At 43.4% G+C, this 16520-nt stretch carries 16 protein-coding genes; 15 read left to right on the top strand and 1 reads right to left on the bottom strand.

Annotated features, from left to right (window positions below; all coding sequences use genetic code 11):
- Positions 1-10: 10 nt before the first annotated feature.
- From HC660_RS17580 to HC660_RS17530, 11 genes are all read left to right on the top strand, one after another.
- Positions 11-370: a hypothetical protein gene (locus HC660_RS17580; protein ID WP_168748834.1), complete on the top strand. Its 360-nt coding sequence runs from the start codon at positions 11-13 to the stop codon at positions 368-370.
- Between the two features lie 178 nt (positions 371-548).
- The gene (locus HC660_RS17575) at positions 549-2312 is read left to right on the top strand and encodes an ABC transporter ATP-binding protein (RefSeq protein WP_168748833.1); all 1764 of its coding nucleotides are present in this window, start codon (positions 549-551) and stop codon (positions 2310-2312) included.
- A 127-nt stretch (positions 2313-2439) separates the two neighbouring features.
- Positions 2440-3894: a tetratricopeptide repeat protein gene (locus tag HC660_RS17570; RefSeq protein ID WP_168748832.1), complete on the top strand. Its 1455-nt coding sequence runs from the start codon at positions 2440-2442 to the stop codon at positions 3892-3894.
- Between the two features lie 381 nt (positions 3895-4275).
- Positions 4276-5688: a peptidoglycan DL-endopeptidase CwlO gene (cwlO, locus tag HC660_RS17565; RefSeq protein ID WP_168748831.1), complete on the top strand. Its 1413-nt coding sequence runs from the start codon at positions 4276-4278 to the stop codon at positions 5686-5688.
- 218 nt (positions 5689-5906) lie between these two features.
- A complete protein-coding gene (gene trxB / locus HC660_RS17560; protein WP_168748830.1) occupies positions 5907-6857 on the top strand; it encodes a thioredoxin-disulfide reductase in 951 nt (316 codons plus the stop codon).
- 319 nt (positions 6858-7176) lie between these two features.
- Positions 7177-7653, top strand: coding sequence for an 8-oxo-dGTP diphosphatase (locus HC660_RS17555; protein WP_168748829.1), 477 nt, complete (start codon positions 7177-7179; stop codon positions 7651-7653).
- Between the two features lie 24 nt (positions 7654-7677).
- Positions 7678-8565, top strand: coding sequence for an RNase adapter RapZ (rapZ, locus tag HC660_RS17550; RefSeq protein ID WP_010332000.1), 888 nt, complete (start codon positions 7678-7680; stop codon positions 8563-8565).
- 1 nt (position 8566) lies between these two features.
- Complete coding sequence (gene mgfK, locus HC660_RS17545) at positions 8567-9520, top strand: gluconeogenesis morphogenetic factor MgfK (protein ID WP_168748828.1); 954 nt, start codon at positions 8567-8569, stop codon at positions 9518-9520.
- A 22-nt stretch (positions 9521-9542) separates the two neighbouring features.
- Positions 9543-10493, top strand: coding sequence for a DNA-binding protein WhiA (gene whiA / locus HC660_RS17540; protein WP_010331998.1), 951 nt, complete (start codon positions 9543-9545; stop codon positions 10491-10493).
- A gap of 23 nt (positions 10494-10516) precedes the next feature.
- Positions 10517-10774, top strand: a complete 258-nt coding sequence (locus HC660_RS17535; RefSeq protein WP_024122965.1) for an HPr family phosphocarrier protein — start codon at positions 10517-10519, stop codon at positions 10772-10774.
- A 10-nt stretch (positions 10775-10784) separates the two neighbouring features.
- Entirely contained in the window at positions 10785-11540 is a 756-nt protein-coding gene (locus tag HC660_RS17530) for an arylamine N-acetyltransferase family protein (protein WP_168748827.1), read from the top strand.
- Positions 11541-11575: 35 nt separating this feature from the next.
- On the opposite strand, the gene HC660_RS17525 is transcribed toward HC660_RS17530, so the two are convergent.
- Positions 11576-11785 carry a hypothetical protein gene (locus tag HC660_RS17525; protein ID WP_010331995.1) on the bottom strand — a complete coding sequence of 70 codons (210 nt, stop codon included), beginning with the start codon at positions 11783-11785 and terminating at the stop codon, positions 11576-11578.
- A 147-nt stretch (positions 11786-11932) separates the two neighbouring features.
- Here HC660_RS17525 and HC660_RS17520 point away from each other — a divergent pair, with 147 nt between their 5' ends.
- From HC660_RS17520 to HC660_RS17505, 4 genes are all read left to right on the top strand, one after another.
- Entirely contained in the window at positions 11933-12646 is a 714-nt protein-coding gene (locus HC660_RS17520) for a response regulator transcription factor (RefSeq protein WP_168748826.1), read from the top strand.
- Positions 12640-13710 carry a HAMP domain-containing histidine kinase gene (locus HC660_RS17515; RefSeq protein WP_168748825.1) on the top strand — a complete coding sequence of 357 codons (1071 nt, stop codon included), beginning with the start codon at positions 12640-12642 and terminating at the stop codon, positions 13708-13710. Before HC660_RS17520 ends, HC660_RS17515 begins: the two co-directional genes overlap by 7 nt.
- 84 nt (positions 13711-13794) lie before the next feature.
- Positions 13795-14574 carry a lantibiotic ABC transporter ATP-binding protein PsdA gene (psdA, locus tag HC660_RS17510; RefSeq protein WP_168748824.1) on the top strand — a complete coding sequence of 260 codons (780 nt, stop codon included), beginning with the start codon at positions 13795-13797 and terminating at the stop codon, positions 14572-14574.
- Entirely contained in the window at positions 14549-16489 is a 1941-nt protein-coding gene (locus tag HC660_RS17505) for an FtsX-like permease family protein (protein WP_168748823.1), read from the top strand. Before psdA ends, HC660_RS17505 begins: the two co-directional genes overlap by 26 nt.
- The last annotated feature ends 31 nt before the right edge of the window (positions 16490-16520 follow it).

Raw genomic sequence — 16520 nt, 5'->3', positions numbered from 1 at the left:
AATAGACAGAGTGACTTCCTTATTTTCAGAAAGTGAAACAGAAGTTGTATCAACCACCTATATGTTTCTAACCCATGACGAAATGAAGGGGAAAGCAGGCAGTCTCAATAAACCCATCAACGACATTCTCAGCCTGACTAAAAAATTCGAATCTGCATTAAAAGAAGAAATCAAAGGGCAAAAAGGAATGATTGTCAAAAAAATAAAAGAAGAGCTTGAATCGAAAAGAGAAAAGCAGAAGACTGCACTTCAAACGATAAAAGAGGAGCATGCTGCAAAGGTTGACCGGTTCAAAATGATCATTGAGGACCTGAGACAGCAAGATGTTACCTTAACGTACCGAAAAAAGAAGCCTGAAAAGGATCTATAATATGAAACGTCTCCTATTCGAGTCATGAATAGGGGATTTTTATTTTCATTGTACAAGAAAAATATACTGAAAAAGTCTCTCTCCATTGATATGATTTAGAAAGAGTAAAAATAATCCTATTATATTCCGTTCAACCTTGCTGACCGCGTAAAGGGATTGAAACAGGAGGAAAAATACTATGCCAACACAGCAACCTAAAAGAAAATTCAAAGCTTTTTTTGCATTAGTGAAACAGACAAACCCATCCTATGGAAAGCTCGCCTTTGCGCTGATTCTCAGTATTGTCACAACACTGGTCAGCCTGCTGATTCCTCTATTAACGAAACAGCTTGTCGACGGTTTTTCCATGTCAGCGCTGTCCGGCACGCAAATCGGGCTGATTGCGCTCGTTTTTCTTATCCAAGCCGCTTTAAGCGCCTACGCTACATACGCACTAAACTATAGCGGGCAAAAAATCATTTCTGGGCTAAGGGATTTATTATGGAAGAAATTAATTAAGCTTCCTGTATCTTATTTCGATACTAACGCTTCCGGTGAAACTGTCAGCCGGGTCACGAATGATACGATGGTGGTAAAAGAGCTGATTACCAGCCATATCAGCGGATTTATAACAGGCATCATTTCGGTCATTGGATCACTCACCATCTTATTCATTATGAACTGGAAACTGACGCTGCTTGTTTTAGTTGTTGTTCCATTAGCAGCTCTGATCCTAGTGCCGATCGGGCAGAAGATGTTTTCTATTTCTCGGGAAACCCAAGATGAAACCGCACGTTTTACGGGGCTGCTGAATCAAATCCTTCCGGAAATCAGGCTTGTGAAGGCTTCAAATGCAGAGGAAGTCGAATATAAACGCGGGAAACTGGGGATTTCTTCATTATTCCAGCTTGGGGTTCGTGAGGCGAAGGTGCAATCTCTTGTCGGACCGCTTATTTCTCTCGTATTAATGGCCGCGCTCGTGGCTGTTATTGGGTACGGCGGTATGCAGGTGTCATCAGGCGAATTGACTGCCGGGGCACTCGTGGCTTTTATTTTATATTTGTTTCAAATCATTATGCCGATGGGCCAGATTACAACGTTCTTCACACAGCTGCAAAAATCAATCGGTGCAACAGAACGGATGATTGAGATTTTGGCAGAGGAAGAGGAAGATACCGTCACAGGAAACCAAATTGACAACGCGCATCTCCCTATCCGGCTCGATCATGTGTCCTTTGGCTATAATGCTGAGCAGCTGATCTTGAAGGATATCAGCGCCGTTATTGAAGCGGGAAAAGTAACAGCAATTGTTGGACCGAGCGGCGGCGGAAAAACCACGCTGTTTAAGCTTCTTGAGCGTTTCTATTCTCCGACTGAAGGAACCATTCAGCTGGGAGATGAGCCGGTGGATACGTATTCGCTCGAATCGTGGCGTCAGCATATCGGCTATGTGTCACAGGAAAGTCCGTTAATGTCGGGAACGATCAGAGACAATATTTGTTATGGGCTAGAACGCGAGGTAACGGATGCCGAAATCGAAAAAGCAGCGGAGATGGCATACGCTCTTAATTTTATTAAGGAGCTGCCGAATCAGCTTGATACTGAAGTGGGTGAACGCGGCATCATGCTGTCGGGCGGACAGAGACAAAGAATTGCGATTGCCAGGGCGCTTCTACGGGACCCGAGCATTCTGATGCTTGATGAAGCGACTTCCAGCCTCGACAGTCAATCTGAAAAATCAGTGCAGCAGGCACTTGAGGTGCTGATGGAAGGCCGGACAACAATTGTCATCGCTCACCGCTTATCGACTGTTGTAGATGCAGATCAGCTATTATTTGTTGAAAAAGGGGAAATTACGGGACGGGGCACGCACCATGAATTAATGGCGTCCCATGACCTTTACAGAGATTTTGCTGAACAGCAGCTGAAAATGAATGCGGATTTAGAAAACAAAGCCGGGTAAATTCTGGTTGATTCAGCCAGTAAAAAAAAGAGGAGGGATTTTCCCAATCCTTCCTTTTGAACTATTGAGGAGCTTACGATTTATGGTATACTACTGACGGTAATATTGTATAAAACGGAGGGTAGTTGTGGGAAAACACACTTCTGAACATAAAAATCACGCACAAATTGTCCAGCTGCTTCAAGATGGACATTATTTTTTTCATAAAGGTTTGAAGGCGTATAAAGAACGCAATTTGAAGCGGGCAAGCAAACTGATCCAGCGCGCGGTTCATTTGGAGCCGAAGGATTCAGAGATGCTTTCGCAGCTTGCGGTCATTTATTCAGAGATGGGGCAATACCAGGAATCAAACGATCTGCTTGATTATATTTTGGCGAATCTGGAGACGGAAATGCCGGAATGTCATTATTTTAAAGCAAATAACTTTGCCCATCTGGGACTCTTTCAGGAAGCTTATAAAGAAGCTGCAGCTTATTCAGACGCTGATCCGGACGGTGAATTTTCCGAAGAGAATGATAGTCTGCTTGATCTGCTTGATTTAGGAGACGGCGGGCCTGAGGATTCTCTATATGATCAGGATGAATTGCTTATCAAACAAGACCGGGCGAAGTCATTGCTTGAAAGCGGTCAGCTTGCTGAAGCTGTTGCGGCTCTTGAGGAAATCACAAATGAATATCCTGAGCTTTGGTCCGCTTATAATAATCTCGCCCTTGCCCACTTTTATTCCGGCAATGTTGTGAAAGCGAAACAAACGGCTTATAAAGTGCTAAATAATAATGAAGGAAATCTTCACGCTTTATGTAATCTTCTCGTTTTCTACTATTATGAAAGAGAAGATGAAAAGGTGGCAGAGCTGAGTGATCAGCTTTCAAATGTATATCCGATGTTATTTGAACAGCGCTATAAATTGGGTGCCACCCTGTCGCTTGTCGGTCGCTATGATATCGGGTACAAATGGCTCAGATCACTATATAAAAGCGGTTTTGAAGGAGACGATACATTCTATTACTGGCTCTCGTGCTCTGCTTACTTTACGGGCCATACAGAATTTGCCGAAACGGTATGGAGAAAAGTCGAATCGCAATATCCCGGAGCGGACCGTCCGGCTCCATGGGTTGAGCGGCGGGAAGTACTTCCTTCGTCAGTAGAACAGCGATTGGCTGCCTATTATATCAGCAGCACCAAGGGTGAAACGGAGCATCTTGAAGCAGTGATACGCTCGAAGCGCATCACCGCTCCTTTTGAAAACCATTTCGTTAAGCTGCTCTTGCACGGAGATTCCGCAGCAGCAGATGTGTCAGAGGATGCGCTTTTTGCTTATCAAACGGTTAAATTGCTGGAAGAAGCAGAACAGGATGAGATGAAAACAGAAGTCATGAGCTGCTGGGTATTCCATGTGATACAGCAAATCCGCGTAGCGGGGCCGCTGAAAAATGTGAGCGGATGGGCTGCTGCTATCTACTATATTTGGAAAGAAGCCCACGGCAAACATGACACCAAAAAAGAAACGGCAGCCCAATTTGGCATCTCTCCGGCCACTTTGACGAAATATATGAAATATATTGATGATATTTTAGAATAGTATATTTATGGAGAGTTGATTCGCAGAATCAACTCTTTTTTTATTCTATAAATTATATTTTAAAAATAATATCGACAGGTTTTTTATCAATTTAAGAAAGATGACAAATGATGTGCAACCTGACATCTGTTTGAAACACAAATGTAATAAAATTTATCGCTAATTTGTCGAAACTTGATGGTATAATGATTCTCGTACATAAGGAATTAGTGTTTTTTACATATGATGTGAAATAAACGCTATACACCCAGAATAAGAGATGCACAGAATAATTAACCATAAACAATCATCATTCCTCGTAGAATATGAGGAACGAAACTTGATGTTCAAAATACAATTCCAAATGAGATCAGGTTCACAGTAAAAGGGAGGATATAAAAAGTGAGAAAGAGTTTATTGACACTTGGTTTGGCTTCCGTCATCGGGACAAGCAGTTTTTTGATCCCATTTACAAGTAAAACTGCATCGGCGGAAACATTAGATGAAAAGAAACAAAAAATCGAAAGCAAGCAATCTGAGGTTGCTTCCAGCATTGAAGCGAAGGAAAAAGAATTAACTGAGCTTCAGGAAAACCAATCAAAGATTGAAAAAGAACTGAAAGACATTAACGCTAAGGCGCTCGATACAAGCAACAAAATCGAAGATAAAAAAGAAGAAAACGATAAAACGAAAAAAGAAATCAAAGAACTGAAAAAAGAGATTAAAGAAACAGAAGCACGCATCGAAAAACGTAACGAAATCCTGAAAAAACGCGTTCGTTCTTTACAGGAAAGCGGCGGATCTCAAGGATACATAGATGTACTTTTAGGATCAACAAGCTTTGGTGATTTTATCTCACGCGCTACTGCGGTTTCATCTATTGTTGATGCAGACAAAGATTTAATCAAGCAGCAAGAGCAGGATAAAGCGAAGCTTGAAGACTCTGAAGCAGATCTGAATGATAAGCTGAAAGAAGTACAAGCTGCATTGGCTAAGTTAGAAACAATGCAAAAGGACCTTGATAAACAGCTAGATGAAAAAGACAAGCTTTTCGACGAAGCAAAAGACAGCCAGAAGAAAACGGCTGCGGCAATTTCTGAATTAAAATCAGAAGCGTCTGAACTTGCAAATCAAAAAGCAGATACTGAAGCAGAACAAGCACGCATCAAAAAACAACAAGAAGCTGCGGCTGCCCTGATCAAAAAGCAGGAAGAAGCACAAAAAGCATCTGATGAAACACAAACAGATGACAGCCAATCGGCTACAACTGAAACAGCAAAAGCAAGCTCATCTGATGATGATTCTTCAGACAATTCTTCTAACGGTGCATCTAACAGTTCGTCTAACGGCTCATCTTCTAAGAAGAGCAGCAGCTCAAGCAATAACTCAGGCGGCACTGTCATCAGCAACTCAGGCGGAATTGAAGGCGCAATCAGCGTTGGTTCAAGCATTGTCGGACAATCTCCGTACAAGTTTGGCGGCGGACGCACTCAGTCTGATATCAACAACCGTATTTTTGACTGCTCATCATTCGTTCGCTGGGCTTACGCTTCTGCAGGTGTCAACCTTGGACCTGTCGGCGGAACAACGACTGATACTTTAGTTGGAAGAGGACAAGCTGTAAGCGCGTCAGACATGAAACGTGGAGACTTAGTTTTCTTTGACACATACAAAACAAATGGTCACGTTGGAATCTACTTAGGAAACGGTACGTTCCTGAACGACAATACATCTCATGGTGTCTCTGTCGACTCTATGAACAACGTGTACTGGAAAAAAGCATTCAAAGGCGTTGTAAGACGTGTTGTTCAATAATAAATAAGACAAGGGCCTTCTATGGACAGAAGGCTCTTTCTTTTATTAAATACATACCCTTTTGTAATACATCTAATCGCGTTTCGAAAAAAATGAGCAAAAAAATGGCGTATCACCATGAGATTTTATAGGATATGGGTAAGGAATACGTTTGATGGGGATTCTTATCTTATAAGGAAGAGCCCAACTCGAAAAGACGTTTTAAGGAGTGAGTGAGTGTGTCAGAAGAAAAAATATATGACGTGATTATTATCGGCGCAGGTCCTGCTGGGATGACGGCCGCTGTATACACATCTAGAGCAAACTTATCGACATTAATGATTGAAAGAGGAATTCCGGGCGGCCAAATGGCAAACACGGAAGATGTGGAGAACTATCCTGGTTTCGAAAGCATTCTCGGGCCTGAGCTTTCCAACAAAATGTTTGAACATGCAAAGAAATTCGGCGCTGAATACGCTTATGGCGATATTAAAGAAATTGTGGACGGCAAAGAGTACAAAGTTGTGAAAGCCGGTTCAAAAGAATATAAAGCACGTGCTGTTATCATTGCCGCAGGTGCAGAATATAAAAAAATCGGCGTGCCAGGTGAAAAAGAATTGGGCGGCCGCGGTGTTTCGTATTGTGCAGTATGTGACGGCGCTTTCTTTAAAGGCAAAGAGCTGGTTGTTGTCGGCGGAGGGGACTCAGCGGTTGAAGAAGGCGTGTACTTAACACGTTTCGCTTCAAAAGTAACGATCGTTCACAGACGTGACAAACTCCGTGCGCAAAGCATTCTCCAAGCGAGAGCGTTTGATAATGAAAAAGTAGATTTCTTATGGAATAAAACCGTGAAGGAAATTCATGAGGAAAACGGCAAAGTCGGCAAAGTGACGCTTGTGGATACGGTGACCGGTGAAGAAAGTGAATTCACAACAGACGGCGTATTCATTTATATCGGTATGCTTCCTCTGTCTAAACCGTTTGACAACCTTGGCATCACGAATGAAGAAGGCTACATCGAAACCAACGACCGAATGGAAACAAAGGTTGAAGGGATTTTCGCAGCCGGAGACATTCGTGAAAAATCATTGCGCCAAATCGTAACGGCTACAGGAGACGGAAGTATTGCGGCACAAAGCGTACAGCATTATGTCGAAGAGCTCCAGGAAACGCTGAAAACCTTAAAATAAAAAAGGGCTGTCATACGAGTTTCACATAACGTTACTGGGTTTTAATTCCGCTGTAACAGTTGTGTAAAACTTATCGGTTATGATTAATAAAGTAATTGACCCCCTTTTTATAATGAATACACTTTTGGCACGGATTCTCCAGTTATCCGTGTCCTTTTTTTGTCCAAAAATAAAAGACAATTTCCTTTCACAATAAAATCATCTGAACGCTGGGAAGAATATGCTGTAAAATAGAAGGAAAGATTGTCAATGTCTCTTCATTGTGAGAGGCATCTTGAAACGGTATAATAAAGAGACGATGACAGGACGAGAAGGTTAGGTGACGTACTTGCAAAGAGTGACAAATTGTGTTCTCAAGGCGGATGACAAAGTTCTTCTTCTCCAAAAGCCAAGACGCGGCTGGTGGGTCGCGCCGGGAGGCAAGATGGAGAGCGGAGAATCAGTCAGGGATTCCGTCATCAGAGAATTTAGAGAAGAGACAGGTATCTATATTATAAATCCTCAGCTAAAAGGCGTTTTTACCTTTATCATTAAAGACGGTGACCATATTGTGTCCGAGTGGATGATGTTTACGTTTGTCGCTGATTCCTATACGGGAGAGAACGTGTCTGAATCAGAGGAAGGCATTTTGCAGTGGCACAATGTGAAGGAGATTCAAAACCTGCCTATGGCTCCGGGAGACGGCCATATCCTGGACTTTATGATGAAGGGACAAGGGCTGCTGCACGGCACATTTACGTATACACCGGAGTTTGAGCTGCTCAGTTATCGTTTAGATCCGCAGCATATCAAATAGAAAGACAAGTCAGGGGGGAGAAAGATGAGTGTTAGTGAATCACATGATATTCAGCTTGTCATTATAACCGGTATGTCGGGCGCGGGGAAAACCGTTGCGATTCAAAGCTTTGAGGATCTCGGGTATTTCTGCGTCGATAATCTGCCGCCTTCATTGCTTCCGAAATTTTTAGAGCTGATGAAGGAATCAAATTCGAAAATGAGCAAGGTCGCGCTTGTTATGGATTTGCGCGGCCGTGAATTTTTTGACCGGCTGATTGAGGCGCTCGATGAAATGGCGGAAAATCCGTGGATTACACCGCGAATTTTATTCCTGGACGCGAAGGATTCGATCCTCGTGACAAGATATAAAGAAACGAGACGTTCGCATCCGATGGCGGCGACTGGTCTTCCGCTCGAAGGCATCGCGCTGGAACGTGAGCTGCTTGAGGAATTAAAAGGCCGCTCTCAAATGATTTATGACACATCAGACATGAAGCCGCGCGATCTGCGCGAGAAAATCGTAAAGCATTTTGCGACAAACCAAGGCGAGACATTTACAGTAAATGTCATGTCATTTGGTTTTAAATACGGTATTCCCATTGATGCCGATCTCGTTTTTGATGTCAGATTTCTGCCGAACCCATATTATATCGAAAGCATGAGGCCGCTGACCGGAAAAGATGAAGAGGTATCGTCTTACGTCATGAAGTGGAACGAAACACAAAAGTTCAATGAAAAATTAATCGATTTACTCAGCTTTATGCTGCCGTCCTACAAAAGAGAAGGAAAGAGCCAGCTCGTCATTGCGATCGGCTGCACAGGGGGCCAGCACCGCTCTGTGACGCTTGCCGAGTATTTAGCTGACTATTTCAAAAAGGATTACTATACTCATGTTACTCACCGGGACATCGAAAAGAGAAGCCGGAAATAAGATGGAACAAAAATCGAAAATTGCCATCTTTGGCGGCGGCACGGGCCTTTCTGTATTGCTTCGGGGCTTAAAGCATAAACCCGTTGATATTACGGCGATTGTCACTGTTGCTGATGACGGAGGAAGCTCGGGGCGGCTGCGGAACGAACTGAAAATCCCGCCACCCGGAGACATCAGAAATGTGCTTGCCGCTTTATCCGATGTGGAGCCGCTAGTTGAGGATCTCTTTCAGCACCGCTTTAATAAGGGGAACGATTTAACGGGCCATTCACTCGGAAATTTAATTTTGGCAGCGATGACGAATATAACCGGTGATTTTTTTCACGCTGTCACAGAAATGAGCAAGGTGCTGAATGTAAGAGGAAAGGTGTTGCCGGCAGCCAATGCCAGTGTTGTTCTGCATGCCGAAATGGAAGACGGCCGCGTGGTCACAGGCGAGTCCACTATTCCGGAGTACGGCCAGCGTATTAAGCGCGTTTTTCTGACGCCTGAAAACATTGATCCGCTGCCGGAAACAATAGATGTGATCAGGGAAGCGGATCTGATTATTATCGGGCCGGGTAGCCTATATACCAGTATTCTTCCGAATTTGCTCGTTCCAAAAATTGGAGAAGAAGTGATCAAGGCGCCGGCGAAAAAAGTATATATCTGCAACGTGATGACACAGCCCGGAGAAACGCTGCATTATACCGCTGCTGATCATGTGAAAGCGCTCAATCAGCATATGGGCTGCGGTTTTATCGATACCATACTGGTTAACAGTGAAGACATTCCTGACGAAATAAAACGTAAGTACGCAGTAGAATCGGCGCGTCCTGTTGATTTTGATATCGAAGAGCTGAAAGCAATGGGGCTTGAAGTTATCAGAGATCAAATCGTAACACATAAAAATGGCGTAATTCGTCACGATACACATAAAGTGGCCTCTCTTCTTGTCGATTTATTGAAAGAATGAAGCCTTGAAATGAGGTGGCTATATGTCATTTGCATCGGAAACAAAAAAAGAATTAACGAACCTGGAAGTGAAGGATTGCTGCATTAAGGCAGAGCTGTCTGCACTTATCCGAATGAATGGATCTTTATCATTTGCTAACCGCCATCTCGTACTTGATGTTCAAACTGAAAATGCAGCGATTGCCCGCCGCATCTATACATTGCTGAAAAGACAATATGATGTGTCGGTTGATCTGCTGGTCAGAAAGAAAATGCGGCTGAAAAAGAATAACGTCTATATTGTGCGTTTTTCAGAGAATGCAAAGTTCATCTTAGAGGATTTAAAAATACTCGGCGAGAATTTTGTGTTTGAACGAAATATTTCAAAAGAGCTTGTCAAAAAGAGATGCTGCAAGCGTTCTTATATGAGAGGGGCATTTTTGGCGGGAGGTTCAGTCAATAACCCGGAAACCTCCTCGTACCATTTAGAAATTTTTTCTCTCTATAAAGAGCATAACGATTCATTATGCGAACTGTTAAATGAGTTCCAATTAAACAGCAAAACGCTCGAGCGGAAAAAAGGCTATATCACTTACTTAAAAGAGGCTGAAAAGATTACTGAATTTCTGAACGTGATCGGCGCACATAATTCACTGCTGCGTTTTGAGGATGTCAGAATCGTCAGAGACATGAGAAATTCGGTTAATCGTCTTGTCAATTGTGAAACAGCCAACTTAAACAAAACCATCGGGGCTTCGCTCAGACAGGTGGAAAATATTAAATACATCGATGAAAGAATCGGCTTGGAGGCGCTTCCTGAAAAACTTCGGGAAATCGCGCAGCTGCGGATTGATTACCAGGAAGTGACGCTGAAAGAGCTGGGGGAAATGGTAGCGAGCGGGAAAATCAGCAAATCAGGGATCAATCACAGGCTGAGAAAACTTGACGAAATTGCAGAACAGCTGCGGACAGGGCAAACCGTCACTTTAAAATAACCGTAAAGAAAAGGGGAGATCTTATGGTTCAGCAGAAAGTGGAAGTTCGATTAAAGACAGGACTGCAGGCGCGTCCTGCTGCTTTGTTTGTACAAGAAGCAAACCGGTTTACGTCAGATGTGTTTCTTGAGAAGGATGGGAAGAAAGTAAATGCGAAAAGCATCATGGGGCTGATGAGCCTTGCGGTAAGCACAGGCACAGAAGTCACATTGATTGCCGAGGGAGAAGATGAACAAGAGGCGCTGGAAAAGCTTTCGGCGTATGTTCAAGAGGAAGTTTAGGTGATACAAAATGAGTGATTTTCTGAAAGACTGTTTTAAGAAAATCGGCTGGGAGAAGGATCATGTCAGCTTCGAGGATCTTCCCCTTTTTCTAAAAGCAATGGCGTACCGATACCCTTTTGAAAACCGGGCAGTTCTTGCAAAAGAGAATTATAAGGTAACCAAAGAAGAGCTTTGGCGCCGTCTGATCAAAGAACAGCATGGGGGGCTATGCTACGACTTGAATGGTTTTCTTTACTATGTCTTACGTGATGCCGGTTTTCATGTGAAGCTCATTCGCGGAACAGTTTATGCAGGAAAACAAGAAGAGTGGGCATTAGAAGGAACCCATGCTGCTGTATGGCTGTCGGCTGAAAAGGGAGATTACATTGTTGATATTGGATTTGGCATCAACCTGGCGCTGGAGCCGATACCGCTTTCCGGAGAAACGGTACAATCTCCTGTGGGAGCCTTCCGAATCAAGGAAAAAGCGACGGAAAAGGGCACCCATCTTCTGTTGATGGACAAAGGAGAAGGCTGGCAAATCGGTTATGCCTTTACCCTTGAAGAGAGGGATCCCGGTGATTTAGATGACATGAAGGACCTGATTCATTCTCATGAAAAATCTCCTTTTAACAAATCACTGCTCGCCTCAAAGTTGACACCGAACGGGCGGATGGTCATGTCAGACCGCCATTTTACGATTCATGAAAACGGCGGAGAAGGCCAAAAAAGTGACATCGCCCCTTCAGAGTTTGAAGAGAAATTAAACACTTATTTTTTGTAATGTGAAAAGCTTGCAGACATACTGCAAGCTTTTTCTTATGAACAAGTATTGATTACTACATCAAATGCATCTTCCGGGATATACAGTTTCCCTTTTTCATATTGATAAGGAATGTGATTCTCTTTAAAGCACTCTTTTTCGTATTCAGTCAGTGAATCTCCAATTTCTATGTATTCCCCGGTATAGTTCGGCTGGCATGCTGAAAGAGTTGACGTAATGGTTACAAGTAGCATGATTATCTTCATAATAACACCTACTTATTAAGAAATTTTTCCCTTTTTTCATTCTACCATAACGAATAGAAAAAGCCCGATTTACTATCCCCCACATGCTATAATAATTTTGGAATCTTCTAGAAAAATCACCGTGTTAGATATATAAGGGGGATAAACGTGTATCGGATCTTACTCGTGGAAGATGATGAACGGATTGCGTCATTGCTGGGCGGCCATCTTCAGAAATACGGATATCATATAAAAATAGCTGAAAAGCTGAATGACATAAAGGAAGAATTTTCGGAAATGAAACCGGATCTTGTGCTGCTTGATATCAACCTGCCTTTTTTTGACGGGTTTTATTGGTGCAGGCAAATCCGAACGGTTTCCAATGCCCCGATTATTTTTATCTCGGCGCGGACTGATGAGCTGAATCAGGTGATGGCGATTGAGAACGGGGGCGATGACTATATCACAAAGCCGTTTCACTTAGAAGTCGTCATGGCCAAAATCAAAAGCGTGCTGCGCAGGACCTATGGTGAGTATTCTCCTTCTTTGTCCCAAGAATCAAGACTGGTGGAGCTTGGCGGTCTAACGATATATCCAGATCAATATGAAGCGGAGTGGAAGAACAGCCGCATCTCGTTTTCACAAAAAGAATTTCAGCTGCTTTCGATTTTCATAAGAGAGCACAAAAAAATTGTCTCGCGTGATGAATTGCTGGAGGCATTATGGGACGACGTTGATTTTGTTGATGATAATACATTAACGGTCAATGTCAATCGGCTGCGGAGAAAGCTGGAGAATGCCGGATTGAAAGATGCCATTGCAACGATCAGGGGACAGGGCTATGTATTTGAAGTCAATCGGAAGGATGAGCGGGAGTGTTAAAGACTTATATCATCGACCGATTAGCTATTATTCTTTTTTCCTTATTAAGCATAGGTGCCGCCATGTTTATCGCATATTTAAGCATTATAGAGAGCGGTGCCGAGCCTGCTTCAGAAAATATGATATACATATGGGTCCTGCCTGGTGTCCTTTTGGCCGCTGGTTTTACTGCCGACTACATGCGGCAAGTTTCCTTTCTGGCATTTTTGAAAAAACTGGCCGATCAGGCACCCGCTTCGAATGACATAGGGCGGTCACTTGAAGCCCGCAAGCCAAGAACTAGAGAACAAGCCCTCTGGACAAAAATGATTAACGCGCTTGGTGATCAATACGCGGGAAAGCTCTCACAATATATTAATAAACAAAAACAGCATTATACTTTTACGAATCAATGGATTCACCATATGAAAACACCCGTATCCGTCATCTCCTTAATGATTCAAGAAGGAAAGAACGGGACCGCTTCTTCCTTTCAGACATTTTTAGAGGAACTGGAGGATGAAAATGAACGGTTTCGCCACGGGCTGGATATGATGCTGCAAACAGCCCGGCTGGAGGAGTTCGCTTTTGATGTAAAACCTGAAACCTTTGATTTGACAGAGCTTGTCCGCTCATTGATCAATCAGGAAAAACGGCAGTTTATTAAACGGCGGCTTTTCCCGAAATTACATGTGCCGCCAAACGCCGTCCAAGTTTCCAGTGATCAAAAGTGGCTTTCCTTTGTTGTGGAGCAAATCCTTTTCAATGCCCTGAAATATTCAAAGCAAGGCGGTGGTGACCATATTACCATCCGGATTGAAACGCAAGGACATGAGACGCGTTTATCAGTTGCAGATGACGGTATCGGCATCCCGGCGCAGGATCTTCCCCGGATTTTTGATCCGTTTTTTACTGGTGAAAACGGGAGAAGCATGACACAGGCGACAGGAATGGGCCTCTATTTGGCGAAAGAGGTGTGCAGCCAGCTGGGCCATAAACTGGACGCGCAATCAAAAGAGGGAGCGGGCACCGTGATGACAATTGTCTTTTCAAGTGACACTCTGGCAAATGTGACAGCATTGTAAGGTTCGAAAGCGAGATTGAAAGAAAGTTCGATGGGAGGCTGCTGACTTCCTTTTTATAATAAAGAAAAAAGGAGGATCAGAGGCATGAACGTACTGCAAACAACGAAGCTGTCAAAAACATATTATTCAAATAAAGGAACGATGTCATATCAGGCGCTTAGCGATTTTGATCTCAGTGTAAATAAAGGAGAATTTGTCGGCATCATGGGGCCGTCAGGAAGCGGAAAAACGACGCTCCTGAATTTGCTGGCCACCATTGATAAGCCGACCCAGGGCGAGATGATGATCAACGGCATCCAGCCGAAAACGTTAAAGGATCAAGACCTGGCTCTGTTTCGCAGAAGAGAGCTGGGCTTCGTCTTTCAGGACTTTAATCTGCTTGATACGCTGACGATTCGGGAAAACATCCTGCTTCCGCTCGCGTTGGACAAGGTAAAGCTGAGTGAAATGGAAAACCGCTTAGATGAACTGGCAGATACATTGCAAATCAAACATATTCTCGACCACCGTACGTACGAAGTGTCGGGAGGCCAGCAGCAGCGTGCGGCCTGTGCAAGAGCCATTATTCATAATCCGGCTCTGATACTGGCGGATGAACCGACAGGCAACCTTGATTCGAAATCTGCAAAACAGGTGATGAACACGCTGGCTCAGCTGAATGAAGAAAAGGAAGCAACGATACTATTGGTTACGCATGATGCCACAGCGGCAAGCTTCTGTAAACGAATCGTCTTTATTAAAGACGGAAAATTTTTTTCAGAGATCCGCAGGGGGACGAATCAGCAGGTGTTTTATCAAAGTATCCTAGATACCCTGAGTGTGTTGGGAGGCGATTTTCATGAATTTGAGAACCATCGCCCGTAAGAACATTATTGGGAATCTGCAAAGATATGTTGCTTACTTTTTAAGCTGTGTGTTTGCCGTCTCGGTCTTTTTCGTCTTCACCTCTTTTATTTTTCACCCGGATGTGACGGAAGACAATGTGTATGGCGGAAGCCTTGTGAAAACGTGTTTGAGCGCGGCTCTTATCGTCATTATCGTGTTTTGTATATTCTTTATTTCCTATTCAAATTCAGCATTTCTGCAGGCGAGAAAGAAAGAGTTTGGCTTGTTTACGCTGTTCGGGACATCAAAGCAGCAGCTCCGAAAGATGATTTATTATGAGCAGTCGCTGATTTCTCTTGCGGCGATTGCGGCCGGTATCGGCACGGGGCTGTTATTTTCGAAACTGTTTTTTATGGTCATGACATGGATGCTCAGTGTGAAGGTGCCGATCTCGTTTGCGATTGTACCGAAAGCATTTGTGCTGACGGCGGTCGGTTTTCTCATATTGTTTCAAGTCCTGCTTATTTTATCGCTGGGGCAGATTCGCAAGCTCGAAATCATAGATTTGATTAAATCAGCTCAAAAACCTAAAAATCTACCGGCCTATTCAAAATGGCTCACTGTGCTGTCTTTGCTTTGTCTGGCTGGCGGTTATTATCTGTCTGCCACAGCCAATGCGATCGACATGATGTTTCGTGTCTTTCCGATTTTGATTTTAGTGTTAATCGGCACGTATTTCTTTTTTACACAAAGCAGTGTCGCGTTTTTTCGCATGCTGTACAGAAAGAAACACAGCTTTTACAAAGGAACCAATATCATTGTGCGTTCCAACATGATATTCAGGCTGAAAGATCACGCACGCATGCTGTTTTTAACCTCTGTGATTACAGCAGTCATTTTAACCGCTACAGGTGTGATCTATATGTTTTATGCTGATTTAGAAAGGCAGGAGGAGCAAAGCATTCCTCAATCTGTTGCCTGGGTGGAAAAAGACGCTTCCCGCTTTCAGGTTATGAAGCCTGAGACCGCTGAGAATACATTGAAAAAAGCAAATACTGAGATTAAATATAAGGTGAATGCCACAGGGATTCCTGTTACATTTCAATCAGATTTGCCGTATGGGAACAGGAAAGCGGAAGCAGAGGCCTTGCTGATTTCAGAGAAAATTTATAATCAAGTCGCAAAGGAAAAAGGTTTTCCTGTTATTCATGTACAAGAAAATGAAGCGTTTATCAATGTTCCGTTTCAAATGATGGTGAAAGATACGTTCGGGGAAGGGGAAAAAGCAGCGTTTCATATGAAGTCAGGAAAATCACTTTCCTATGTCATGAAAAAGCAGCAAAACAAAGGGATATTGATGTCAGTCGGAGGAGTCAGCCGTTTATTGGTTGTCAGCGAAAAAAGCTTTGACAGCCTGACACAGGAGGTGCGGCTAAAGGATCAGACAAGAGTGGTAGGCTATGAGCTTGAGCATTGGCAGGAGACGGTGGAGGTCTCTGAGAAGCTTGAAAACATGGTGCCGAAAGAACATACATCTGATTTTCAAACGCGTGCTCCGAGTTTTCAAGTTGTGAAGCAGGGAGTCGCACTCATGCTGTTTATTGGTCTGTTTGTCAGCGTACTGTTTTTTATTGTTCAAGGCAGCATGCTGTATTTGCGGATGTTTACTGAAATAGAAGATACGAGAGTGCAAGTGTTAGCATTAAAGAGAATGGGAGTTACGGACAAAGAGATTCACTCTATCCTTGGAAGACAAATTGGATTTTTGTTCTTCATCCCGTTTATCGCGGGTACGATTCACGCCGGTTTTGCGTATGTGGCGTTAAGCAACATGCTGCATGCTAACTTATTTCTTGAGGCCGTGATCGTCATCTTTATTTATTTTGTATTCCAGGCTGTTTATTATATCGTCACACGTCATATTTATAAGCGTGCTGTACTCCAGCATATGTAATATGAAATCCGGTCTTCATCAGACCGGATTT

The sequence above is a fragment of the Bacillus mojavensis genome (genome assembly GCF_012648005.1).
Classification (GTDB): Bacteria; Bacillota; Bacilli; order Bacillales; family Bacillaceae; genus Bacillus; species Bacillus mojavensis.
The sequence above is the reverse complement of the archived record's forward strand: the minus strand, read 5'-3'. Positions and strand labels throughout refer to the sequence as shown.